This window comes from bacterium (assembly GCA_022616075.1).
GTDB lineage: Bacteria > Acidobacteriota > HRBIN11 > JAKEFK01 > JAKEFK01 > JAKEFK01.
On sequence record JAKEFK010000368.1, the window covers coordinates 13,315 to 35,350 of the forward strand.

General features: G+C 48.4%; 27 protein-coding genes. 12 read left to right on the forward strand and 15 right to left on the reverse strand.

Annotated features, from left to right (window positions below; translation table 11 throughout):
• Positions 1 to 12 precede the first annotated feature (12 nt).
• Positions 13 to 1,599, forward strand: a complete 1,587-nt coding sequence (locus tag L0156_28365; GenBank protein ID MCI0606917.1) for an ABC transporter substrate-binding protein — start codon at positions 13 to 15, stop codon at positions 1,597 to 1,599.
• 38 nt (positions 1,600 to 1,637) lie between these two features.
• Here the strand turns inward: L0156_28365 and L0156_28370 are convergent, their stop codons facing one another.
• From L0156_28370 to L0156_28395, 6 genes are all read right to left on the reverse strand, one after another.
• Positions 1,638 to 2,321 carry a hypothetical protein gene (locus L0156_28370; GenBank protein MCI0606918.1) on the reverse strand — a complete coding sequence of 228 codons (684 nt, stop codon included), beginning with the start codon at positions 2,319 to 2,321 and terminating at the stop codon, positions 1,638 to 1,640.
• Between the two features lie 18 nt (positions 2,322 to 2,339).
• Positions 2,340 to 2,792 carry a RidA family protein gene (locus tag L0156_28375; protein MCI0606919.1) on the reverse strand — a complete coding sequence of 151 codons (453 nt, stop codon included), beginning with the start codon at positions 2,790 to 2,792 and terminating at the stop codon, positions 2,340 to 2,342.
• Between the two features lie 50 nt (positions 2,793 to 2,842).
• A complete protein-coding gene (locus tag L0156_28380; GenBank protein MCI0606920.1) occupies positions 2,843 to 3,580 on the reverse strand; it encodes a hypothetical protein in 738 nt (245 codons plus the stop codon).
• Entirely contained in the window at positions 3,555 to 4,457 is a 903-nt protein-coding gene (locus L0156_28385) for an ABC transporter ATP-binding protein (protein MCI0606921.1), read from the reverse strand. The genes L0156_28380 and L0156_28385 overlap by 26 nt, the downstream gene beginning before the upstream one ends.
• 3 nt (positions 4,458 to 4,460) lie before the next feature.
• Positions 4,461 to 4,847, reverse strand: coding sequence for a GntR family transcriptional regulator (locus tag L0156_28390; GenBank protein MCI0606922.1), 387 nt, complete (start codon positions 4,845 to 4,847; stop codon positions 4,461 to 4,463).
• A 130-nt stretch (positions 4,848 to 4,977) separates the two neighbouring features.
• Positions 4,978 to 5,646, reverse strand: a complete 669-nt coding sequence (locus tag L0156_28395) for a lipid-binding SYLF domain-containing protein (GenBank protein MCI0606923.1) — start codon at positions 5,644 to 5,646, stop codon at positions 4,978 to 4,980.
• A gap of 164 nt (positions 5,647 to 5,810) precedes the next feature.
• Between L0156_28395 and L0156_28400 the strand changes: the two genes are divergently transcribed.
• From L0156_28400 to L0156_28440, 9 genes are all read left to right on the forward strand, one after another.
• On the forward strand, positions 5,811 to 6,479 hold the full coding sequence (locus L0156_28400; GenBank protein ID MCI0606924.1) for a hypothetical protein: 669 nt from the start codon (positions 5,811 to 5,813) through the stop codon (positions 6,477 to 6,479).
• 2 nt (positions 6,480 to 6,481) lie between these two features.
• Positions 6,482 to 6,961 (forward strand): tetratricopeptide repeat protein, encoded by a 480-nt coding sequence (locus L0156_28405; protein MCI0606925.1) that lies wholly within the window; start codon positions 6,482 to 6,484, stop codon positions 6,959 to 6,961.
• A gap of 78 nt (positions 6,962 to 7,039) precedes the next feature.
• Positions 7,040 to 7,990 carry a 50S ribosomal protein L11 methyltransferase gene (locus L0156_28410; GenBank protein ID MCI0606926.1) on the forward strand — a complete coding sequence of 317 codons (951 nt, stop codon included), beginning with the start codon at positions 7,040 to 7,042 and terminating at the stop codon, positions 7,988 to 7,990.
• 15 nt (positions 7,991 to 8,005) lie between these two features.
• Entirely contained in the window at positions 8,006 to 8,743 is a 738-nt protein-coding gene (locus L0156_28415; GenBank protein MCI0606927.1) for a hypothetical protein, read from the forward strand.
• Between the two features lie 307 nt (positions 8,744 to 9,050).
• A complete protein-coding gene (locus tag L0156_28420) occupies positions 9,051 to 10,478 on the forward strand; it encodes a hypothetical protein (GenBank protein MCI0606928.1) in 1,428 nt (475 codons plus the stop codon).
• A gap of 11 nt (positions 10,479 to 10,489) precedes the next feature.
• Positions 10,490 to 11,017, forward strand: a complete 528-nt coding sequence (locus tag L0156_28425) for a tetratricopeptide repeat protein (GenBank protein MCI0606929.1) — start codon at positions 10,490 to 10,492, stop codon at positions 11,015 to 11,017.
• Between the two features lie 88 nt (positions 11,018 to 11,105).
• On the forward strand, positions 11,106 to 11,645 hold the full coding sequence (locus L0156_28430; GenBank protein ID MCI0606930.1) for a tetratricopeptide repeat protein: 540 nt from the start codon (positions 11,106 to 11,108) through the stop codon (positions 11,643 to 11,645).
• A 441-nt stretch (positions 11,646 to 12,086) separates the two neighbouring features.
• Positions 12,087 to 12,299: a hypothetical protein gene (locus L0156_28435; GenBank protein MCI0606931.1), complete on the forward strand. Its 213-nt coding sequence runs from the start codon at positions 12,087 to 12,089 to the stop codon at positions 12,297 to 12,299.
• Positions 12,300 to 12,385: 86 nt separating this feature from the next.
• Positions 12,386 to 12,766 (forward strand): hypothetical protein, encoded by a 381-nt coding sequence (locus tag L0156_28440; protein ID MCI0606932.1) that lies wholly within the window; start codon positions 12,386 to 12,388, stop codon positions 12,764 to 12,766.
• A gap of 16 nt (positions 12,767 to 12,782) precedes the next feature.
• Here L0156_28440 and L0156_28445 read toward each other — a convergent pair whose 3' ends face one another.
• Positions 12,783 to 13,001, reverse strand: a complete 219-nt coding sequence (locus L0156_28445; protein ID MCI0606933.1) for a DUF1203 domain-containing protein — start codon at positions 12,999 to 13,001, stop codon at positions 12,783 to 12,785.
• A gap of 149 nt (positions 13,002 to 13,150) precedes the next feature.
• On the opposite strand from L0156_28445, the gene L0156_28450 reads away from it, so the two are divergent.
• The gene (locus L0156_28450; protein ID MCI0606934.1) at positions 13,151 to 14,491 is read left to right on the forward strand and encodes a hypothetical protein; all 1,341 of its coding nucleotides are present in this window, start codon (positions 13,151 to 13,153) and stop codon (positions 14,489 to 14,491) included.
• A gap of 36 nt (positions 14,492 to 14,527) precedes the next feature.
• Here L0156_28450 and L0156_28455 read toward each other — a convergent pair whose 3' ends face one another.
• Complete coding sequence (locus L0156_28455; GenBank protein ID MCI0606935.1) at positions 14,528 to 15,013, reverse strand: DUF1203 domain-containing protein; 486 nt, start codon at positions 15,011 to 15,013, stop codon at positions 14,528 to 14,530.
• A 110-nt stretch (positions 15,014 to 15,123) separates the two neighbouring features.
• On the opposite strand from L0156_28455, the gene L0156_28460 reads away from it, so the two are divergent.
• Positions 15,124 to 15,522, forward strand: a complete 399-nt coding sequence (locus L0156_28460) for a hypothetical protein (GenBank protein ID MCI0606936.1) — start codon at positions 15,124 to 15,126, stop codon at positions 15,520 to 15,522.
• Here L0156_28460 and sctV read toward each other — a convergent pair.
• From sctV to L0156_28495, 7 genes are read right to left on the reverse strand one after another with little or no spacing between them, the layout of a single operon-like run.
• Entirely contained in the window at positions 15,519 to 17,675 is a 2,157-nt protein-coding gene (gene sctV / locus L0156_28465) for a type III secretion system export apparatus subunit SctV (protein MCI0606937.1), read from the reverse strand. The genes L0156_28460 and sctV overlap by 4 nt on opposite strands.
• A 56-nt stretch (positions 17,676 to 17,731) precedes the next feature.
• Entirely contained in the window at positions 17,732 to 18,784 is a 1,053-nt protein-coding gene (locus tag L0156_28470; protein ID MCI0606938.1) for an EscU/YscU/HrcU family type III secretion system export apparatus switch protein, read from the reverse strand.
• Positions 18,785 to 18,817: 33 nt separating this feature from the next.
• Entirely contained in the window at positions 18,818 to 19,648 is an 831-nt protein-coding gene (locus tag L0156_28475) for a flagellar biosynthetic protein FliR (protein ID MCI0606939.1), read from the reverse strand.
• Positions 19,649 to 19,686: 38 nt separating this feature from the next.
• Positions 19,687 to 19,956, reverse strand: a complete 270-nt coding sequence (gene fliQ / locus L0156_28480; GenBank protein MCI0606940.1) for a flagellar biosynthesis protein FliQ — start codon at positions 19,954 to 19,956, stop codon at positions 19,687 to 19,689.
• Between the two features lie 20 nt (positions 19,957 to 19,976).
• Complete coding sequence (gene sctR, locus L0156_28485; protein ID MCI0606941.1) at positions 19,977 to 20,750, reverse strand: type III secretion system export apparatus subunit SctR; 774 nt, start codon at positions 20,748 to 20,750, stop codon at positions 19,977 to 19,979.
• Positions 20,731 to 21,534: a flagellar hook-length control protein FliK gene (locus tag L0156_28490; GenBank protein MCI0606942.1), complete on the reverse strand. Its 804-nt coding sequence runs from the start codon at positions 21,532 to 21,534 to the stop codon at positions 20,731 to 20,733. Before L0156_28490 ends, sctR begins: the two co-directional genes overlap by 20 nt.
• Positions 21,531 to 22,031, reverse strand: coding sequence for a flagellar assembly protein FliH (locus L0156_28495; protein MCI0606943.1), 501 nt, complete (start codon positions 22,029 to 22,031; stop codon positions 21,531 to 21,533). Before L0156_28495 ends, L0156_28490 begins: the two co-directional genes overlap by 4 nt.
• Between the last annotated feature and the right edge of the window lie 5 nt (positions 22,032 to 22,036).

The following is a 22,036-nucleotide window of genomic DNA, read 5'->3' on the forward strand; positions in this document are numbered from 1 at the left end:
GACCACTCTATTGTGAAAGGTTTCCGCCAAAGATACAATGATTCCGCAATGCGCGTGCTGATCATTGTTCTTTTCTTAGTCGGTGGATTGTTCTCAGCATCATGTAAGGAACAAACGCCGGCTCCACCCGCAAATACAAAGCCATTGCTGATTCAAATGAGCTCGTATCCGGCAACGCTTGATCCCCAAATTTCCTTTGAAGTGGAAAGCAGCTACGTCCTGGGAAACATCTTTAACTCGCTTGTAGAATTTGACTCCGAGTTTCGTCTTTCGCCGGGACTGGCCAGGCGCTGGACCAATCCGGATGATCACACGTGGCGTTTTTACCTCAACGACCAGGCCTACTTCTCGGATGGAAGTCGTTTAAAAGCTTCTGATGTGAAATTCAGCATTGAACGACTGAAGTCGTTAAAACATTCAGATCTGCGAGGTTTCGCCGAACACATCCGTGAAATCAACGTTATCAACAATCAAACCATTGATATCAAAACGGATACCCCCTTCAGTATCCTCAACAACCTCGTCTTCCTACCAATCCTTTCCGAGCAACACGTGAAGGCTGTCGGTGACAAAATTGGTGAAAAACCTCTGGGCACGGGACCTTACAAGCTCGTATCGCGCGAAATCAACAAAAAGTTGACGCTCACACTGAACGAACATTACAAGCCAAAACCGGACATTGAGCAGGTAGAGTTTGTCATCACCGGAAACATAGATCGCATCTTGAACGAAATTCTTGAACGCAAGCCGGACATTACACTGACACTCCCTCTGAGAAGAATTGAAGAGTTTCAAAAAGTAAAGCCGGCCGATCTTGAATTGTTGCGATCCAAAGGGATCACAGTTGAATATTTGATTTTCAATTTGAAACCCTCCATCCCCGGTTTTGAAAAGAATCCATTGCTCGATATCAACCTGCGTAAGGCGCTTGCTCATGGCATCGATCGAAATGAAATCATTCATTCAATTTTTTCGGGGTTTGGCAGGCCTGCCACTCAGCTTGTTGCCCCTGAAGTCTTTGGGTACGACGCAAAGGTGCATCCACCGGATTTCAATCCCAGTGAAGCAAAAAGGCTGATTCGAGAAGGGGGCTACGAAGGTCTCGAACTCCCGATCCACACCTTGGAAGGAGGAAGCTATCGTTTTGAAAATTCCATTATCCGGCAATGGAATCGAATCGGAATTAAAGCTTCAGTTCGCACATGGAAAGACCAAACCGAAATGAATGAAGCGTTAAATTCCGGTGAATTTGTAATGTCATTCACCGGCTACGTTTGCACAAGTGGTGATGCCGGTGAACTACTCACTTTCGGGTTGCATACAAGAACCGATCCGGGAAGTTATGGAAAAGGAAATTACGGCCACTACAGCAACGCTGAAGTGGACAGAATTATTCAAGAGAACCTCCGGGTACTGGATGTAAAAACACGCCTGGAAATGATCCAGCGCGTGATGAGAATTGTGAATTCGGAGATCCCTAACGTTCCGATCCTTGTTTACGATGATGCGTATGTCGTGTCAAAAAGGATTCAATGGACGCCGCCTGTCAGCGGCGAACTCATCATACGCACCATTCGATATAGATCGTCTTCCAGTTGACGCGATAGACTCGCAGACGCCAGACGCGATAAACGCTATTATTCTCCGGTCAATTCTTTAAGTTCTTGCTCTCTTTCTTTGATTTGTTTTTTCAGCGCCTTCAACTCGTCATCCGGAGCTTCTCTCTCCAGCGCTTTTCGATACATGAAATCGAGCGCGTTAATTAATTGTTCAAGCATGATCTTGCGGTCATTGTCGGATAGCCTTTCTGATGCACGAGCCCGGTAGTGCGCCAGTCCTTTCTTCGCCTTCGAGAGTTGAATTTCAGTGTCCTCAGCTGGAATCACTTTATTCGTTCGTTCCAGTTCGGCAACCCAATCAACAAGAGCCCTTTCATTGGTGTCCGAAGAGGTCGTGGAGGATTTCTGTCCGCCGCCCTGAGCAGCATCGCGATTCTGCTTTGCCAGATCCGCCAGAGTGGTGGCGTCAGAACTTGTTGTTGACTGGCTGGAACTCGGCACATCAAGGTCTTTCACATCACTGTCAGTCTGATAACCTGCATTCACTTCTTTCATGCGATCCAGGTCCAGATCCTTTTTCAGGAAGCGGAGCCGGGTGCCTGCGCTGATAATCGACACAGACGATCCATCTTCGCCGACCAATTTGCCCTCTATGATCTTTCCGTTCTTTTTCATGACAACTTTGTACTCAGCAAAGGAGAGAACAGGAAAAGCTAGAAGCGCAACCAGTGTTAGCACGCAAAGAATGGTTCTGTTTAACATAAAACAAGCATAATCCTTCTAACGCCTTACTGCAATTCCCACCACTTCGAAACGCGCATTCCTCAACAATGGACCGGATCCGATGAAAGCCCGCGCCGGGAAGTCTTTCGAAAAATAAGTCCGGTAAACCGCGTTAAACGAATCGTAAAGATCTAGATGGGGACTGAATACTTGAACATACACCAGATCATCCATGGACATTCCCGCCGCCTTTAAAGTGGCTTTCATTCCGTCCAGGATCAAACGCACTTCCGCTTCCACCTGCTCCGGAACTTTCCCTGTTTTTGGATCCAGTCCGAGACGTCCTGCGAGATAAAGGGTGTCTCCAGCAAGCACTCCGTCGCTGAAGGGAAGCTGGGCGTTGTGCTCCGGAATATTAATGAAACGCTGCGGTTCCGATTTTTGAGAATAGACAAACAGGCTCCCTGTCAGAATCAGAACAAAAACGAGAAAGAACTGAAATCGATTCATTGATTCCTCCAACTTCTATTTTAACCTCCAGATCAAATTTAACCGCCAGATCAAAAATCGGATTCCTCAAACTTATTAACAGCAAAGAAAATTCCTCCGATGCCGACAACCAGAATCACGATCAGGGACTGCCATGGAAAAGATCCTGGTTCTGCCAAATCCATAAGATTTCCAGGTAGCCAGATGCGCACCGGTGGAATCTTTTCCAGCAGACCTGTCAGGAACCAGGCACCAAAGACAATCAGACCAGCTCTTAATTTGTCAAACGTCAAAGAAGTAACGGCAAGAGTTGCGCCAATCCAGGGAAACGCGATAAGCGGCATAAGGAAGGTTTGCATCAGTGCGCGAGTGAGAGGGTAACTTTTGCCGTAAACAAATCCTGCCAGAACAATGAGTATCGATGCGACAGCAGCAAGGATCATTATGTACATCCATGCGAAAACGGCGTGAGAAAGAACCCAGCGGCGGCGAAGGACAGGGAGGCTCAAGCTCAAAAGAACTGTATGAGTTTTTGCTTCGGTCATGATCCCTCCCAAAGCAAAAATAACAGCGAATGCCGCCATTGTTTCATCTTTATGGAACCATCCTGCATCCATGTACAAGAGGTAGTCGGACGCGTATGCCTGAATCTGCTTCCATTGTTCAAGAGGGATCTCCATTTTGAGCCTTGTCAGAAAAGTTCCAAACAAGGGGAAAAAGACAATCAGCGATAAAACATTCAAAATCAGAAGGCCCAAACAAATAAAGAAACGTGTGCGCAAATCAAACCAGGTCTTCCAGAGAACCATAATCAATCCCTCCTTGACGAATTGCAGACAAATAGATTTCCCGCAGATTCATATCGTAAACATGCAGTGGCGTCAGATTATTTTTCTTCAACTTTTCCTTCAAAACAGGAAAGCGGCTCGATACGATTCGTGAAACAAGACCGGAGCGGGTGACATTCAGAATACCTTCCTCGTGCGGATCGATCGAAAAATCACCCATGACCTCGATCGTTTTCCAGTTACTTCTCATCTCTTCCAGATCCTCGTTAAGCAATAGTTCTCCGCGATTGATGATTGCTACACGATCACAAACTCGTTCGATTTCTTCAAGCCGGTGCGAAGCTATCACGGCGCTTCTCTGTCCCTGGCTAAGCCAGTGCGTCAGCAATTCCAAAATGTCTTCCTGGCTGACAGGATCGAGTCCCTCTGTTGGCTCATCCAGAAAAAGAATGCGAGGTTTCCGTGCCATGGAAACAGCCATCCAGAGTTTCGCGCGCGTACCTTTGGAAAGATGCAGGATTTTTTGTTCAAGCGGCAATTGCCAGACGCGCAGCATTTCATCCATCCATTTTTCGGACCAGTCTGGATAGAAGCTCGAATAGTAGCGAATGAATTTTCCGGCGGTCATGTTGTCATATAGAATTTTGTCTTCCGAAACAAACGCTGACTTTTCTCGGATAGAAAGTGATTGAGCTTGTATATCGAAACCGAGGACTTGAGCTGATCCCGATGTTGGATGAGTCATTCCTAGTAGCATTTTCAGAGTGGTCGTTTTTCCCGCACCATTTGGTCCAAGAAAGCCGCACAGGGAACCTTCCGGGACAGACCAGTTTAAATGGCTGACCGCTGTAAGGGTCGCGAATTCCTTTGTCAAATCATTCGTGCGAATCAAGTCCATCGGTTACTCCTTTCCTTTTCTATACCTTTTCAAGGCATCTTGGACCAATTCGAATAGCTCCTGATTCGTGAAATTCAGAACATGCGCTTCCGCCAGGAGCTGATCAATGAAAGGTTGCAGTCGCTTTCTTCTTTCTGCAACGAGCATCCCGGATGGTGTGAATTTCACAATCGTGCCTCTCCTTGTGTTACTTTCGACAAGCCCAATCTGTTCCAGTTCTCGATAAGCGCGGGCAACCGTATTCGGGTTGATCACAAGACGCACCGCGAGTTCACGAACAGGCGGTAGCTGATCGCCGGATTTCAAAACGCCTGTCGTGATGGCGTGTTTGACCTGCCTTATCAACTGCTCGTAAATTGGCTCCCCTGAACCGGTCCGAACCTGAAACATTCACTACTTCCTTTGTACTAATGTCTTAATACAATACGGGTATGATTTCAGAAAGGTTCTTAGCAAAGTAGTGCGGACATCCCCCGTCTGCGGCGAGCTTGCACAGGCGAGAACGCCTGCGCTACTTTGTTTAATCGCGCGGATACTTATTCAGCAGGCCAACCAAAGCCCTGGCAGATGCTGGAACCGGGCCACCTTCCGTCAATAATTTCTTTTCATTCACTCTGCGACCGTAGAGGTCTTCGTTGTCTCCGCGATCCGGTTTCAATACGGATCCGGAAATGGAAACTCCGGCAAACAATCCGCGGCTTCTGGCATAACAGAGAATCTCGGCTCTCATTTTCGCATCTGTTGCCGCTGCGGCGGTGCGTCCTTTCGGACCCGCAGCCGCAGAACCATCCACACCGATCGTGAATTTGCTCTCTAACAACTTCTGAATTCCTTTCCTGTTCATGATCAACAGAAGAAGATCGGTCGCAGAACCTCCAACCTGCAATCCCCAGCTTCCTCCTTTAATGGAAGCCATCACAGGAGGAGTCCAGCCGGCTTCCGTCCGGCATAGGATACAGCCTTTGCCGTAGTTACCACCGATTCCAAAAGCGGCCTTTTTCATTGAGGGAATAATCACAACACATTCCGCGTCTTCGAGAAGGTCCTGTGGAATCCCTTCCGGGATATCCAGAATTTCCTGCAATACTTCTGTGGAGTTCCGAAGCCGTTCGATCTGGTCCCTTTTGGATCCAAAGACCGGAACCACAAGGCAAAGAATCAACAATAAAGCCAGAAATTGAGTTTTCATATGCTCTCCTAGTTGCTAATCTTAACATTATGTACGACTCGCCATTTAGCAACTTTTCTTTTATCAGGGTGCCAAGTAATGCTCATTACTTCTTTGGCGTTCTTCTGTTAAAATAATCCAAGCAATATTCACCGGGCGAATGCCGATAATCAAACGGAGGGAATATGAAAGCCGGCAGATCTGTGGATGGAATTGTTTATCCGGATGTTGGGCAGCAGATCAGTGATCTGGTCTCACAGCAGCCGGGGGAAGCAGAAGCGCCAGAAATAAAAGCGGTTGTACCACGGAGGCGCGTCGATGAATATAAGGCGATTGTATCTACCGGCTACAGCCGGCTGGATCAACTTCTTCGAAAGGAATTTCCGCCACTATCTACTTTCGGTTTCATTCCACGACCAGCTGGATGGCAAACCGCTCCAGACATCTTTCATCATCCGCAAATTCGACGGGAGCTGAATGAGCTTTTTCAGGCTCTTGGCGCCGACACGAAATTGCAGGAGCTTGCTGATGATCTTGTGGCAGACTCTGAAGATGCGCCCATCAACATTCAACACTTTTTGACAGCTGGGTTTCGCGGCCTCGTTTTTCCAGCGGACGTTCCATCGATGGAGGATCCGTTGAAGTTCATTCGCGAACGATCTCTTCATTCCCTGGATGAGCTTCGCCAAAAATTATTCGATGGGCGGACCAGTAGCTCTGAAAAAGCAAGCGCCCTTCTGCAATTTCGCTCCAAGCTGGACGCTCTGAAGAAGCTCGGTGAATTTATACAGAATTCCTTTGCCGATCTGGACTATCTGGAATTGTCGCGTGTAAAAGCTCCTCTGTTGTGCTGATCATGGCGGAAAACACTGAGATTGAAGAGCGCGTAGAAAAATGGCTTAGCGGAAAACTCACCACCGCTGAAGTTTATGACCTCACGCCGGGATTAACGAAAGCGCTCGCCGAACACGGCTACCTCCTTTATGAAGAAGGGAAATACGATTCTGCAAGAGTGATCTTTGAAGCCCTTGCGGTGGTGAATGGCTCTGATCCCAACATTCAAAAGATGCTCGGATCCATCTATCAAATTCATAATAAATGGGATGCCTCTTATTATCATTACACTCAGGCTCTAAAGTCCGCGCCGAATGACATCTTTGTAATCGTGAATCGTGGCGAAACCTTGATCCACATGCAAAGGCCACGCGAGGCCGCGGAAGATTTAAAGCGCGCGATTCAGCTGGATCCTGATGGCAAAAACCCGGTCGGACGTCGCGCCCGAGTTCTGTTTACAAACCTCAGCAATGTTCAACGCTGGGCACCTCCACGAAAATAAGCGCCAAAGTAATGAGTCATGAGCAATGAGAATTGATAGCCGGACTCATCACTCATTACTCATCATTCTGGCACTCTTATGAAAGGTGCTTCATACGAACAACTCTGGATCCACCGATTGATGCTGAGCGATCTGGTGCGTGGCGAGGCGTACCGCAGAGCAATTGAGCATGTAGTGACTCCAGATTCCATTGTGCTGGATATGGGCGCCGGAAGCGGAATATTAAGTTTTTTTGCAGCAGTTGCGGGCGCAAAAAAGGTCTATGCAGTGGAACGCACAGCCATTGCCAGAGTCACCCGTGAACTGGCAAAAAAAAATGGTCTATCCGATCGAGTGGAAATCATCCAATCCGATATTCTGGACGTTCAGTTACCGGGAAAAGTCGATGTTCTTGTGTCCGAATGGCTTGGACCGTTTGGTGTTGATGAAAACCTCCTGTATCCTTTGCTTGCGACACGAGACCGCTGGTTGAAAGCGGACGGCAAAATGCTTCCCGAGCGTGTAACGGCATGGATGGCTCCCGCTTATGATCCCGTTTTGGACAGCGATATGTTCTTCTGGCAAAGCCGGCCATATGGATTCAATCTCCAACCGATCGCTGATCATTCGGCAAATGAACTACGATACAGCCAGCAACATCTTGGTCCGGAAAACCTGCTGGCCGAACCAAAACCGATGTGGAGCACGGACCTTTACACTTTTGTACCTCAAGATGCGAAACTCCCCTTTCGCGGCTCTCAGTCTTTTGTGTGCAGAAGGGAGAGTCTCCTGAATGGTGTTGTGGTTTGGTTCGATGCTGAATTTGCGGGAGGAATTCTGCTCTCCTGTGGTCCGGGCGCTCCCAGAAATCACTGGGGAAGCACGGTATGCCCGCTAGAACGAGTTGTCCAAACGAAACCTGGAACTGAGATTCGCATCGATTTTGCCTGCGAAGTGGATGATACTCCCGGGCGTTCCTTCAGCAATTGGTCTGTTTGGATTGATGGTAAGTTGGTCGAGAGCCACAATACCCGGGATTCGATTCATTGATTTGGAGATCCAAGGATGAACCTGCTGGAAAGCATTGAAGCCTGGATTTCAAATGAACAGCCGGAAAATCTGATTATGCTCGCGGATCGCTTTCTGATTCGCACGATTCTCAAGCATGAAGAGATGAACCAGCTCATGGCTTATTGTCCGGAGCTTGTCGAAGCCTTCGCGCGTGCCGACACGGAATTGGTGCTCGTCAACGATCCTGCAAGCTGCCTGGTATTGTTATGGTGCATGCAGGAAAACGGAGTGGATGTCCAGGAAGCTTTGCCTGGAATGCAACGGATGCTTGATTTCTGCGAGCCGCTCATCCGGATGACCGGTGAACCGATGCGCTCCGTTATCCGGTATTGGCAGGTGCGCACCGGTTTCAGAAGTGAGTTCGTTCCAGGCCCGCTTCCCCACCATGAGCTTCTCCGGATTTATCACCTGTTGCACGTAATCTTCTTTCTGGGAAACTACGGAGCTTCACGCGTTCCACGAGGGATCACGATCGATGATGTGATGGCGGAAGCGCATTTTCTGGCTCAACGGCACAGAAGCAATGCTGACGTGATAGCCGAGCTATTGCTCGCGGAAGCCATTCTTTCTCCGCACGATCCTGCCACAATTGATCTGTTGACGCAAAAACTCCTGACGCTGTCTGATGCAGATGGAAAGATTCATGTGCCGGGAGGAAATGCCCAAACCGATCACCACGCGGGATGCGTTGCCAGCCTCGCTCTGCACTTACTGAACCCAAGAGCGTCTTAGCGTTAACGCGTTTTTGAGTCCCCGCGTCAAGACCCGAAGACCCGGGGACGCCCGACGCGAAGACGCTTGCTGTCGCGTTCCAGGTGACCGACCGCCTTTTCAGGCCGACTTCCGGAGCCCCTTGAACCGGCACGCAACTTCTTGAAAAGTCAGGCCGATAAGTAAAGTGACTTTGAGTGCAAATGCTTTTGAATCGGAGCGGCCGTGTGATAAGATTGCTGCAGAAATCTTCGGCAGCAAGGTCGTACGAAACAATTCATTTGCTTAACAAGCAAACTGAAAACTACTAATAGATTAGGAGGAACGTATGGATGTAGGCGGAATGTCACCGGGAACCCAACTAAACCGGTTTATGGATGACCTGGGGTTTTCGGATAAATTAGGTGATCTTTACGGTATGTCGCTGGATAAAGCCATAGGAAACGACCTTGGCGTTGCCAGAAACATGCTCGATTTGTTTTCTCCGCTTTCAACTTCCCAGTTGGACAAAATGATGGGTGGCGGGTTTGCTGCTCCCGGACATTGTTCAAGACCGCACGATAACTACGGTCATCATTGGGGAACTTCGAAGCATACACATTACGATCGTGAAAAAATCAATGTGTACAGGGAGCCAAATCTTGCTGGGTTGTTCGGCAAGAAAGATGTGATGATCGATGGAAAGAAAATTGATGTCGGCAACGACTGGGGAGTAACTCCGAAGCAGCTCGAGTCAAAGATCCTCACAGATCCGAACTTCCGGGCCAAGATTGAAAGCCAGGTTGGTGGACGAATAGTTCTGGATGGAAACGCAGATGGCAACATCACCATTGCGAAGAAAGTTCATCATCCGATGGTGCCCTACCACAATCATTGTCATCAGAACGTGGGGAACATGCTTGGACGGCAGCTTCCCGGGATGATGAATGGAGTGTTGAATCAGCTCGGTGGATTCCTTCAGGGCATTGGTCAGGGTATTGGTCAAGGGATTGGCCAAGCAGTTGGTGGAATTCTCGGTGGAGGTCAGCAAGGAGCGCAGGGCGCACAGGGTGCGCAAGGTGGTCCCGGTCAAGCTGGTGGCCCCAGTGGTCCTGGTGATGAACTGGATCAAATCTTGAAGAACCCGAACATGAGCTTTGAAGCCAAGCTGGCGCAGTTCATGATGAAGTTCATGGAAAAGAAGCAGAAAGAAATTGAGTCGAAGATGGAGCAGATGAAGAGCCAGGGAGAAAGTGGTGACAAAGCTGGTGGAGCCGGTGGCGGCGGAAAAGCCGGTGGTGGCGGCGGCTTCCTTGGTGGACTTCTAGGTGGCGGTGGCGGCGGCGGACTGCTGGGAGGAATTCTCGGTGGTGGCGGCGGCGGCGGACTGCTCGGTGGAATTCTTGGTGGCGGCGGCGGCGGCGGACTGCTGGGAGGAATTCTCGGTGGTGGCGGCGGCGGCGGAATGCTGGGTGGACTTCTCCAAATGGGAGGAGGTTTACTCGGTGGCATGTTCGGTGGACCACTTGGTGCATCGCTCGGTAGCCAAATCGGTGGCGCTGTAGGTGGCGCGGTCGGTGGTGGCGGCGGCGCTGCTGGCGGCCAAGGTGGCGCTGGTGGTGCTGGTGAGGCCGGAAAAGGCAAAGGCAGCGAACAAATTGCCATGAAAGAACTCGAAACCATGATGCAGGCTTTCCAACGCATGATGGAAAGCATGGGTAACGTTCTGAAAAGCGTCCATGACATGAGCATGTCTTCGGCACGCTTGATTCGGTAAAGGAGGGAACAATGCCAGAGATATTTGAAGTACAACCAGACGAATCCAGAGAACCAAATTTGATGGATACCTTCTCGCCGGATCGTGTTGAAAAATTCATCATGGGTGAATTGACACTCGGTCAACTCTATGGGATTACGATTGAGGAAGCCTATAGCGTTGCTGAACTCGGCTACACTTTCATGGAACAAGGAAGGTTGAACGAAGCACAAACCGTTTTTCAAGGACTTGTGATCGGCAACCCTTACGATGCCTACTTCCATACGGTGTTGGGATCCATTTACCAGAAACAGGAAAATGTTGATGGCGCAATCGAAGAATACAGCATCGCCATCGGGTTAGATCCTGCCAACATGGAGGCTTACGTAAATCGGGGAGAGCTTCTGATTCGTAAAGGAAATTTCCAGCTAGCTGCTGCGGATTTCAAGAACGCGTTGGAACTCGATCCTGATGGAAACAGTCCATCGGCGAATCGTGCTAGAGCACTGTCCAGTGTAACAGCTGCGGCGCTCTCTGCGGCGTTGTCCTCTGCCAAATAAATGAGGAATTTTCTCACTAGAGCTACCATGCTTCTTCGAAGCTGGTAGCTCTTTTTTCTTTTTACGCGCGCGTCTGGAGGTCGAACGAATGGCGGATCAGAAAGAAGACAAGGTGTATGACGTGAAACCTGATGAATCACGGGAACCAAACTTGATGGATACAATGTCACCGGACCGCGTTGAAAAGTTTATTATGGGCGAGCTTACCCTCGGCCAGCTTTACGGCATCACGATCGAGGAAGCTTACAGCATTGCTGAAATGGGCTACACGATGATGGAACAGGGACGCTTAAAGGATGCGCAGACCGTGTTTCAAGGACTTGTCATCAGCAATCCATATGATGGATATTTTCATGCGGTGCTTGGCGCGATCTACCAGAAACTGGGGATCGTGGATGGAGCGATTGAAGAATACACACTGGCTCTTGGTTTGGATCCTGGAAATGTTGAAGCGTATGTGAATCGTGGCGAGCTTATGATCGCAAAAGGAAATTTCGCGCAAGCAGCCGCCGATTTCAAGAAAGCAATCGATCTGGATCCGGATGGAGAGAACCCTGTGGCAAACCGGGCGCGTGCTCTGGCATCTATCGTTGCCGCAGCACTGAGCAGCGCTATTTCGCAGAAATAAGGGAGCGCAGGCATCTTGCGTGCATTATGGACCGCAGGTGTTTCCCGCTTGCAATTTTATTCACATCTGAATTTTTCCACATGATCTGCAGTCTGCTTCATCACTAGAAAATCGGTTCATGTCAGAAGTCTAGATCATTCAAACCTGACGAGACTCGCGGATATAACGCTACGGCGGATTTTCCCATTGCAAGTTGTATTTTTCCGCGTTTAAACAGGATTTGCTTGAATGCGCTGAATGACAGGAAGAAATTCTTTATACATCACAGAAACAGATTCGAATCGTTTTGAAGGATCCTTAGCAATGCAACGCTGAAGTATTTTATCGAGGGCAATCCATTTCGTTCGAACCGCTGCAAGCCGGGAAACATTCGCGAACTGGAAAATGCGATCGAACGAGCTGTAGTGCTAGGCTCTACAGGATTCATACTACCGGAAGATTTTGCCGGAAGCCCTGCAGGAGATTGAACCCGGAAGCTCTTTAGCCGTGGGAAATTTTCAGCGGGTCTCTCGCCAGGCAAAAAAGGATTCCATCCTCAACGCTTTGAAAAAGTCCGATTACAACTACACTGAGGCGGCAAAAATCCTGGGCGTCCATGTAACGCATCTCCACCGTCTGATTCGAAACTTGAATTTAAAAAAGGACCTGCCCTGATTATCCCCTGACGGAACCCTCTGGTGCCGCAAACGCTCCGGCTGATCACATTGTTAGCTCACTTGCCCGCTTTTTAAATTTCAGAAATGACCGAAACTTTTGCTGGCGTTTATGTCAGAAACGTTCATCAACAGAATTTCATCGCGTTGATCCACACGATAACCGCGACAACAGCTACGCGCACAGTTCTACCTTATGTATCGGAGCAAGGCAGGCCGGACTTTTTGCTATATGCATGGCAATTCGCTGCAGGTCTTTATTCTATTTCTTCTCCTAAAACGAGCAGTCAGCGGATGCTTTCCGAGCCGCTCAAAAAGGAAGAGCTGATCGCTCGCGCCGTGGATGTGAATGAAGAACACGCCATTAAATTTACGGAAGCCTGCTTGAGGGAGTTCGCTCTCCAACCAAAAGTTGTTTACCTGCAAGCAGCGCAGGATGCTGTATCACGAATCGGGTCGAAGCTCTAACAGAAATAATTCATTCCTAATCGGCGCGGTCGACTCTGCGGCTAAAACATCCCGGTTTCGCGTTGTGCAAATTCAAGTAAAGAATCCGCTCATCAGAAAAAAAGCGTTCTATCTGCTCTTCAAGGTTGCTCCCATCACTTCTGATGCTACCATCAACGATTGCGAGTTGTAGATTTGCACCGAAATGAGTCGGTGTCTCACAACATAGGGCACTCTTTTCACCGATTGCTTTCATGGTTCAATTTTGCGAAAATAGGATCATTGCACCGGTTTGGTCCCGTCAAACCATGCGAGAGTGGGGTAACAAAGCGGTCGACATATCGCTTGTCGCTTGCCTCTTCTTGGATCGGCCGCATTGTCAAGAAAAATGCAAAGGGAGGAGCCATGAGTTTACACGCCCAAAAAATCAACATTTTGCTTGCAGTGGTTTTTCTAGCTATCCCGTTCTGCCTGTGTGCCGATATGGTCAACGTGAACTGCGACAACGCGGAGAGCCTTCAAGCCGCCATCGATGGGCTGTCGTCGCCGACAGGACCACATACCATCAATGTCACGGGCACATGTGTTGAAAACGTCACGATCGATCATATCGATCGCCTTACAATCCAGGGTAGTAGTGGAGCGACGATTCGCAGCGCCAGTGCTGCAAATGATATTGTCGTCTCCATAAACCGCTCGCAGGAGATCTCTTTACGGCAATTGATTATCGATGGAGACAACCAGGCGGATGATTTTGGGGTTGCCGGGGTTTTCGCTTTCCGGTCTGATGTGGATATAAGAGGATGCACAATTATTAACAATCCTGATATCGGTGTGACTGCCGATACGGAATCTACGGCAGTTATCGGTGGACCCAGCGCAGGCCAGGAAGTAGTCATCAGTAATAACGGCGCAGGAATCGTCGCCGCTAACAATTCAATTTTGCGGATCAGAGGCAGAACAACAATTGAAGACAGTGTGGAGGATGCCGTAATCGTACAGGCCAGTAATCTTGCAGTCAACGGACGCACTCCGCCCGATGGAAACATCTATCGAAATAACGGGTTTGGGATCGGGATTATTAGTGGTGGTGTTGCCGGAATAAACGGATCCAATCTCATCGAAAATAACGGCCCGATTGGACTCTTCGTTGGACGAGTGCCCCACGTGGGGATTAATGCGGTTGAAGGAACAGCACCTGGCTTCACAACGATTCAAGGACACACGCAATTCGGAATCATATCCGTTTCTTCAAACATATTTTTTTCATCGCCTCTTTCGTCCATAAAACATAAGGTTCAAAATAACGGAAGCTCTCCTATTACCAACGATGCCGGTATTTCTGCATTCCGACCGGGATGCGTTGTAGCGCGGAACGTCGAAATTGTTAACAATATTGGGGCAGGAATTGTGCTGGATGGTGGAGCTTGCACTACCATCTCTGATGCGGCTATCACCGGTAATTCGACAGACGGGCTGCGCGTTTTACACAACTCCAACGCCGAATTCGGCGGCTTCCAGATAGCAGGCGAACCGATCCCTAACAACACTACAATCTCAGGAAACAGTGGACAACAGATCGCCTGTGATGCAACTGCAACGATCTACGGAGACCTCACAGGACTGCCGGATTTCAAGTGCAACACAACCGATCCGAAGCCACCAAAAGGAGCTACTCCTGCCGCTGCCGCTGAGGCAGAACTGGAGAAGCGCATCGAGAACCGCCTCCATCGGAAACTCTTTTAACGGACGGAGACGCAACTACCAACCAGGCGGGATAATTTATTCTTTAGCGGCGCGGTCGACTCTGCAGCTAAAGCATCCCGGTTTCGCGTTGTGCAGGTGCAAGTACTGAATCTGCTCATCCGAAAAAAATCGGTCTATTTGCTCTTCCAAATTGCTCCCTTCCACAACTTCCGATGCCACCATTAAGGATTGAGAATTGTAAGCTCTCACCGAAATGAGCCGGCGTTTCACCACATCGGGTAATTCATTCACTTTCAATTGAGCCTGTTTTGCGCTTTGTCGAACGTAGACAGGACCCGTTCCGCGGTACGGACCGTCGACAGCGTGATGTTCGTACGTCAATAAAATGATAGATTCTCCAATCTCCGCATCTTCGAGACTGACACGACAGGGGAAACCCGGTTTCGAATCGGCGATGCATCTTCGCGCGTTCACAGCAGCCAGTCCGGCATCATCCAGCTCGAATAGATTAGAAAAGGCTTCCAGCGGCAAACCTGAAATTAAAAAATTTGTGGACTTCATAATCGTTCCTCCATCAGTCCGCTATGTTAGCTTCACTGATGGAGAGTCTGCCACCGAAAATCCCACTTCGAATTCCTTGCCGGCCGTTTGCTACCTGATAGAATAGGACCATGAATCCGAACAAGATAGTGGCTCGATACAAAGACGGTCGGGTGATGAAGGGGCATACAACCGACTTTGTTCCGAACAGATCCTTCTTTCACTTGAGTCTGATTGATTCCGCTGAAAAACCGATTATGGTCCGCCTGGAGGAATTGAAAGCTGTTTTTTTTGTGAAGGACTTCAAAGGAAATCCTGATCACCACGACAAAAAGGATTTTGATTCCTCGAAACCTTTAATGGGACGCAAAATTCGTGTGCTTTTCAAGGATGGCGAGGAACTGATCGGCACCACACAGGGGTATCAACAAGGAAGGCCGGTATTTTTCATCGTTCCTGCGGATCCTGAGTCCAATATTGAACGATGCATGGTTGTGGCTTCAGCCGCAAAAGAAATATCTTTTCTTTAGTAAAGCTGCTTCTGAAGGGCAATTCGCGCGATTGGTTGTACCCGGATTTCCGGGGATAACTCTTGATAGGAAAGTACAGCCACTGAGGGATGATGTATTTCAACAAGTTTTTTAAGATAGCGCCGGACTTCCATTGTTGTAATCACAACCGGCTGCTGGGCGGTGGCAGGAATGTTTCCCAATTCTGATTGAAAGCTTTTCAGAATCTGCTGCGCCGAATCAGGATCCAGTGCCAGATAATTTCCGCTTTCGGACTGCCGGATAGAATTCGTAATGATTTCTTCAATTTCCGGATCCAGCAGGTACACAATTAGATTCCCCTGACCGCGCGTGTATTTAAAGCTGATGTAGCGTTTCATTTCAGTTCGCACGTATTCCGAAAGCACTGTTGGGTTGGTCTCCACAGGCGCCCAGAGGGCAATCGCCTGGAGAATCGTTCTCATGTCTGCGACTGAAATATCCTCCTGCACCAATCTCTTGAGGATTTCCGCAAGCAGATGCAGGTTCACCAGTTTTGGAACTGTTTCCTTCACAAGGGCCGGATAAATCTGCTCCATTTGATCCAGGATTCCCTGAACTTCCTGGATTCCGATGAATTCAAACGCATACCTCCGCATGACATCTCCCAGGTGCAGCGAAACATAACCGGGAATGTCAATAATGGTGATTCCTGCTTTTTCCACTTTTTCGCGATCTTCCAACGGAATCCACGAACCCGCCTGATGAGTCATGGGATTCATTCCTTCAATCGCTTCAATCTGCAATAACCGCACATTCGTGGCCGTATCGTTTACAAAACACTTCCCCAACATTACGTTTGCAAACGCAACGGGAACTTCATTGAGCTTCACGACATAAGAATCGGCGCCGAGACCAGGAACCATACCACGCACGCGGACTCCCGGAAATCGCACACCCAGCTCATAAAAAAGACGGTCCCTGATTTGCGGCAACAGCTCATTGATGAAGCGCCCGCCTGCTGTAGATACGTCCAGCATCTTTGTCATCTCGGTGCTTAGCTCCAGCGCAAGCGGAGCCGGCAATGGTAGAGAAAGTTGATCTTCTTCTTTCTCGGCATCGGTTGGTTTCTTTTCCTTTTTCGGTTCCGTGCCGGCAATGACTTCTCCCTTCTCCTGTCTTTCTTTCAGCTTGAACAATCCGTAAGCAATGCTTCCGGTTACGGCGGCCATAATGAAGAATGGAACTTTGGGCAAACCGGGAATGATTCCAAGTCCCACCAGCAACCCGGATGCGATGGCCATCGCTTTTGGCTGGGCGAGCAACTGCGTTCCAATTTCTTTTCCAAGATTCGCGCCCTCTTCCTCAGCAGCGACTCGCGTGACAACCATGCCGGCTGCAAGCGATATCACCAGCGCGGGAATCTGTGCGACCATTCCTTCACCAATGGTCAGCAATGTGTATGTCTTAGCCGCTTTATCAGCAGGCATTCCTTTTTGCATGACGCCGATGATGAGACCACCCACAATGTTGATAACTGTGATGATCATTCCGGCGATGACATCCCCTTTGACAAACTTCATCGCTCCATCCATCGAACCGAACAGCTGATTCTCCCTCTCGAGGTTCCGCCTTTTCTTTTTGGCATCTTCCATGGTGATGTTGCCGGCACGCAAATCTGAATCGATACTCATTTGCTTTCCAGGCATGGCGTCCAGAGTGAAACGCGCGGCAACTTCGGACACGCGCTCTGCGCCCTTCGCGATTACGAGGAATTGAACCATGGTGATGATGATGAATAGAATGAAGCCGACAACAAAATTTCCACCCACAACAAAATTGCCAAATGCTTCGATAACTTCACCGGCGTGGGCGTAAAGAAGAATCAATCGAGCTGCCGAAATCTCAAGACCGAGACGGAACAAAGTTGTAACCAGCAAGATCGTAGGAAAGGAAGCAATGTTCAGCGCTTCCGGAATGTAAATGGTTACCATCAAAATTACAACGGACATCGTAATGTTTAAGGTCAATAAAATATCCAGTACGAAGAACGGCAGCGGAATGATGATCATCGCCAGCACTCCGATCACCATGAGTGCGAGGCCGACGTCACCGTACTTTGTCATCAGGGGAATAATTTCCCCTGTCATGAACAATCTTTTAATTTCCTGAGGATCGAATTTTATTTTCGCCATAAAAATGCCTTATGACGCAGGCGAGACGCCCGCGCTACATTTGCTTACCTATCATATCACCGCCGCTGGTGCTGGCCCATTTTATAAACAAAATTCAGGACTTCAGCCACCGCTTCGTACAATTCTTCCGGAACCTGATCACCAATTTCCAATCGATTCAATGCCTGCGCCAGACTGACATTCCGCATGATCGGAACTCCAGCTTCCTTGGCAAGTTCCCGAATCTGATCAGCAATCAACCTTTCTCCTTTCGCAACAATCTCCGGAGCTCCCCCCTTTTCCTTGTCGTAAAACAATGCCACTGCAATTCGCGTTGGGTTCACAACCACAACAGTGGCTTTCTTTACCTTCGACATCTGGGTATTGAAAACCAGCTCTTGCATCAAATGTTTCCTCTTCGACTTGAAATGAGGATCGCCTTCATCCTCTTTGTACTCACGTTTGACTTCATCCTTGGACATTTTCAGGCCCTTCATATGCTGTTTCTTCTGGAATGCAAAATCGGCCGCAGCAATCACCATAAAAACGGCAGCGACGCGGAAGGTGAAGCTCGTCACCATATCACTCAAAAGAGCGCCCAGATTCGAGATGTCGCTCCCAACGGAGAGCACCAGCCCGCGAAGAGAAGTTGAAACGATTTGGTAAGCCAGAAAACATACAGCAGTCATTTTGACAATATTTTTCAACAACTCGACAAGAATTGTCGGCGAAAACCACTGCTTTAGTTTGCTCAATGGATTCAGCTTTTTCATGTCCGGCTTCAGGGTATCCATCGTAAATAGGGAGCCTACTTGAATGTAGCAGACGAAAGCGGCAATGACAAAATTCGCAGCCATCAAAGGGAGAACCAAACCAAGCATTGTAAAAATCAGCTCCGTGCCAAGCGTGCTATAGGCATCCGGCCGGAGCTCGGGTGTTACGGCGATCTCAAAATATTGCTTCATCAGGATTTTTAGCTTTTCCGTCATTCCGGGCCCTATGGCAATCAGAATGCTAAAGGCAACCACAAACAAGAATGCGGTTGTCACATCCTGACTCTTAGCGACTTGTCCTTTTTTCTTGGACTCGCGCATCCGCTTCGGAGTCGGATCTTCTGTTTTATCTGACATTTATTAACCGCCAAGGCGCCAAGAAACGCCAAGCTAGGATAGAATTTTCCATACCAGTTTTAAATCCTGAATCATATCAACAAACAATCTCCCGCTGTACCGCAAGATGTACGTAAATGCCGCAAGAAACATGATAATACCGACGGCGGCTTTAACCGGCTGACCTAAAAAGGTAACGTTGACTGCCGGAGCCAGACGATTCATGACTCCCATGACTACGTCTACCATAAACAAAGAGAGCAACACCGGAGCGGTTACCTGAAACGCGATCAAAAAGATTTTTCCGGTCATGATGATCAGTTGTGTCACCAGAATGAGGAAATCGTTTGAAATATTCGGAAACTGCGGCAACGGAATCAAATCGAAGCTTTGATAGTATGCGGAAAGAAAAATATGATGAAGGTTCAAAGTAAAAAAAAGAACGATCGCAATCTGCGCCTGCAGGTTCGCAAAGATGGGCCCTGATATATCCAGTTGAGGCACCAACACGCTGGCCTGAGAGGACCCGCGCTGAATATCGATGAGATGACCTGCCGATTCGAATGCTGCGAAAACCCACGAGGAAGTGAATCCAATCAGTCCTCCAATCGCAGCCTCTTTGCTGATGAGCGCCCAGAAGGCCAGGCCCTGGTGAGGGATTTTGCCTTGCATCAGCGGATAAAGAAACGGAAATAACGCTACGGACAAAATGAGAGCCAATCCGACCTTGATCTGGGCTACAACTGTTTTCCCGCCGAATATTGGAGAAAGAGCAACCATGGGCGCGGTTCTCGCGAAAATCAGCGCAAGCAAAGCGATCACGTAATACGGATCAACGTCTAATCTTAGACGCGATGCCATCTGACCAATTACTTGATCGTCCATGGGCTCTTAGCTCGGCCGGCGGACGCCGGCGTTAAATCTCAACGAACGAGATTCGGAAAGTTGTAAAAGAGATTTTGGGCAAAACGCATCATTAAACTCATCATCCAGTAACCGGATAGAGCCAGAGTTAAAAAAACGGTAATCATCTTTGGAACCTGAGATAAAGTCTGTTCCTGAATTTGGGTCGTCGCCTGAAATACGCTGATCACAAGACCAACGATCATGCTTACTAAAATTGGAGGGCCAGATAAAATCAGAACCAGCAATAACGCTTCATTGATGACTTTCACTACGAGGTTTTCCAGCATAATTTCTCCTCATGGAACCGCTAATGCGGTATGTATCCAAGCACCAGGCCGCGCGCGATCAGGTACCAACCGTCGATCAAAATAAATAGAAGAATCTTAAAAGGCAGAGAAATAGTGGTTGGCGAGAGCATCATCATCCCCATCGACATCAAAATATTCGATACAACCATGTCAATCACGATGAACGGCACGAAGATCAAGAAACCGATCTGAAAAGCCTCTTTTAATTCGCTGATCACAAAAGCGGGCACCACAACTATCAATGCTTTATCTGAAAGATTCTTCTGCTGTTCCGGAGTGCGCATCCGCCGGGCCAGTCCGTAAAACAGCTGGCGGTCTTTTATATGTGCATGCTTTAGCATGAACTTGCGAAGGGGCTCTTTAGCAACCTGAACTCCTTCCTTTACTAATCGAGTAGTAGAATCCGATAGGAGGGGACTCTGTGACCGCTCATCAAACAAAGCTGCCGTGCCATCTTTAATCTCGAGCGCAACCGGATACATGATGTAAATTGTCAGGATGATGGCCAGTCCGTTGATGACCTGCGTAGGAGGAATCTGCTGCGTTCCGAGCGCCTGGCGCAGGATGGATAGAACCACTGATATTTTCACGAACGATGTGACCATGATTAAGACAAAGGGAGCAAGAGAAATGGCACCCAGCAAGACCAGCAGCGCCAGTGGTGAATTAATGATGTTGTCTCCCTGAGCGAACGCAATGTGTGGAAAAAACAGAAAGAGGAGAAAAGCCGCACAAAGATAGTAGCGCTTCATCTTAAATTGTGAAGCCGTCATCGTCCGGTACCGTTGTAGATCGTTTGCGTGCGCGCGTTTTAGCTGTTTCCGTTTGGACAGAGGAATCCGATTCACGGCCTCCGCGATCCTGCTGTTGTTGCGATTGTTGATCGCGGGTCATGACATTTGTTTCAGCCAGGTTGAGGCCACGTTGACCCAGTAATTGCGAAAGTTCATTCATGCCCTTTTGCAATTCGGCTTGCGCGCTTGCATCCTGTGTAACAAACTGGATATTGATTTTTTCATTCTCCGAACTGACTTTTAGATTTAAAGCGCCGAGTTTATCGGTCATGATTTCAAAATTCATCTCCGGCAGGCCTTTCTCATTTACGCCCACCTGCACTTTTTGAACGATGCTTTCAATCTCCCGGATATTGAGAGCCGGAGCATGCGTTTTTTGAACCTCCGCTTTCGCCTGTATCGAGGCCGGACTCATATTCATATTTGGCACTGAAAACTCTTTTAATTCTTCTTTTTCTTTGACCTGTTTTTTTGAGAATTCCTCTTTCTTTAGGGCCCCTTCCTGAAAGTCCTCTTTTCCATGTTTGGCCGAAACGGGTTTTTTGCCGGCGTGGGTCAAAGGTTGATGTTCGGTCTGACCTTTGGCAAGCTTCGGTCCTTTTTGAAGTCCTTTCCCGTATATTTTTCCACGGGGTACTTTAGGCGCGTCGGAATCCAGAACCTCTTTGAATTCCTTTTGCGGTTTTGCTTCTGTCTTGTTTGGCGTTTTGTTGTCAGTTGTTTTGGCAGCGGGAGCTTGTTGAGATACACTGGATGTTTTCATGATGACGAATCCTTTATTTTTCTCGCAACAAAGAGAACGTTTCCGATCTCTTCTTGCTCATTTTGTTCAGCAGTCTCGATCTCTTTTTTGATATTCTCTTTCCATTTTTCCTTATGCTTATCGATTGCCTGGAAATCTTTCGTTTTCTCAAGTAACTCCGACCTGCGCTGTTCCACAAACAACTCCGCTTCCTTTACTTTTTCACGCTGCCTTTGCAGTTTTTCCTCGGCTTTTTTAATTTCGAAATCCAGACTCTTCAAATGATCTTTGCCCATCCGAATTTTTTCAACGGAGAGTTTCCCATCAAGGATTTTTTGATTCAATTCGATCTTTGCGTTTTCTTTGTGTTGCTTCGCGTCTTCCACCGCCTGAACGCATTGCGCTTCTTTCTTTTTTTCCTCTTCCAGAGCTTTCTGGGCCTCTCCTAACGCTTTTTCGGCATCTTCCTTTGCTTTCTGGCGTTTATCCAGGACGATTTGCAGGCGATACTTTGCCATAGAGA

Bases quoted from the DNA above. Each gene is read 5' to 3' on its own strand.
- L0156_28370 (MCI0606918.1), bottom strand. From the start codon at position 2,321: ATGTTAAACAGAACCATTCTTTGCGTGCTAACACTGGTTGCGCTTCTA.
- L0156_28375 (MCI0606919.1), bottom strand. From the start codon at position 2,792: ATGAATCGATTTCAGTTCTTTCTCGTTTTTGTTCTGATTCTGACAGGG.
- L0156_28380 (MCI0606920.1), bottom strand. From the start codon at position 3,580: ATGGTTCTCTGGAAGACCTGGTTTGATTTGCGCACACGTTTCTTTATT.
- L0156_28385 (MCI0606921.1), bottom strand. From the start codon at position 4,457: ATGGACTTGATTCGCACGAATGATTTGACAAAGGAATTCGCGACCCTT.
- L0156_28390 (MCI0606922.1), bottom strand. From the start codon at position 4,847: ATGTTTCAGGTTCGGACCGGTTCAGGGGAGCCAATTTACGAGCAGTTG.
- L0156_28395 (MCI0606923.1), bottom strand. From the start codon at position 5,646: ATGAAAACTCAATTTCTGGCTTTATTGTTGATTCTTTGCCTTGTGGTT.
- L0156_28400 (MCI0606924.1), top strand. From the start codon at position 5,811: ATGAAAGCCGGCAGATCTGTGGATGGAATTGTTTATCCGGATGTTGGG.
- L0156_28405 (MCI0606925.1), top strand. From the start codon at position 6,482: ATGGCGGAAAACACTGAGATTGAAGAGCGCGTAGAAAAATGGCTTAGC.
- L0156_28410 (MCI0606926.1), top strand. From the start codon at position 7,040: ATGAAAGGTGCTTCATACGAACAACTCTGGATCCACCGATTGATGCTG.
- L0156_28415 (MCI0606927.1), top strand. From the start codon at position 8,006: ATGAACCTGCTGGAAAGCATTGAAGCCTGGATTTCAAATGAACAGCCG.
- L0156_28420 (MCI0606928.1), top strand. From the start codon at position 9,051: ATGGATGTAGGCGGAATGTCACCGGGAACCCAACTAAACCGGTTTATG.
- L0156_28425 (MCI0606929.1), top strand. From the start codon at position 10,490: ATGCCAGAGATATTTGAAGTACAACCAGACGAATCCAGAGAACCAAAT.
- L0156_28430 (MCI0606930.1), top strand. From the start codon at position 11,106: ATGGCGGATCAGAAAGAAGACAAGGTGTATGACGTGAAACCTGATGAA.
- L0156_28440 (MCI0606932.1), top strand. From the start codon at position 12,386: ATGACCGAAACTTTTGCTGGCGTTTATGTCAGAAACGTTCATCAACAG.
- L0156_28445 (MCI0606933.1), bottom strand. From the start codon at position 13,001: ATGAAAGCAATCGGTGAAAAGAGTGCCCTATGTTGTGAGACACCGACT.
- L0156_28450 (MCI0606934.1), top strand. From the start codon at position 13,151: ATGAGTTTACACGCCCAAAAAATCAACATTTTGCTTGCAGTGGTTTTT.
- L0156_28455 (MCI0606935.1), bottom strand. From the start codon at position 15,013: ATGAAGTCCACAAATTTTTTAATTTCAGGTTTGCCGCTGGAAGCCTTT.
- L0156_28460 (MCI0606936.1), top strand. From the start codon at position 15,124: ATGAATCCGAACAAGATAGTGGCTCGATACAAAGACGGTCGGGTGATG.
- sctV (MCI0606937.1), bottom strand. From the start codon at position 17,675: ATGGCGAAAATAAAATTCGATCCTCAGGAAATTAAAAGATTGTTCATG.
- L0156_28470 (MCI0606938.1), bottom strand. From the start codon at position 18,784: ATGTCAGATAAAACAGAAGATCCGACTCCGAAGCGGATGCGCGAGTCC.
- L0156_28475 (MCI0606939.1), bottom strand. From the start codon at position 19,648: ATGGACGATCAAGTAATTGGTCAGATGGCATCGCGTCTAAGATTAGAC.
- fliQ (MCI0606940.1), bottom strand. From the start codon at position 19,956: ATGCTGGAAAACCTCGTAGTGAAAGTCATCAATGAAGCGTTATTGCTG.
- sctR (MCI0606941.1), bottom strand. From the start codon at position 20,750: ATGACGGCTTCACAATTTAAGATGAAGCGCTACTATCTTTGTGCGGCT.
- L0156_28490 (MCI0606942.1), bottom strand. From the start codon at position 21,534: ATGAAAACATCCAGTGTATCTCAACAAGCTCCCGCTGCCAAAACAACT.
- L0156_28495 (MCI0606943.1), bottom strand. From the start codon at position 22,031: ATGGCAAAGTATCGCCTGCAAATCGTCCTGGATAAACGCCAGAAAGCA.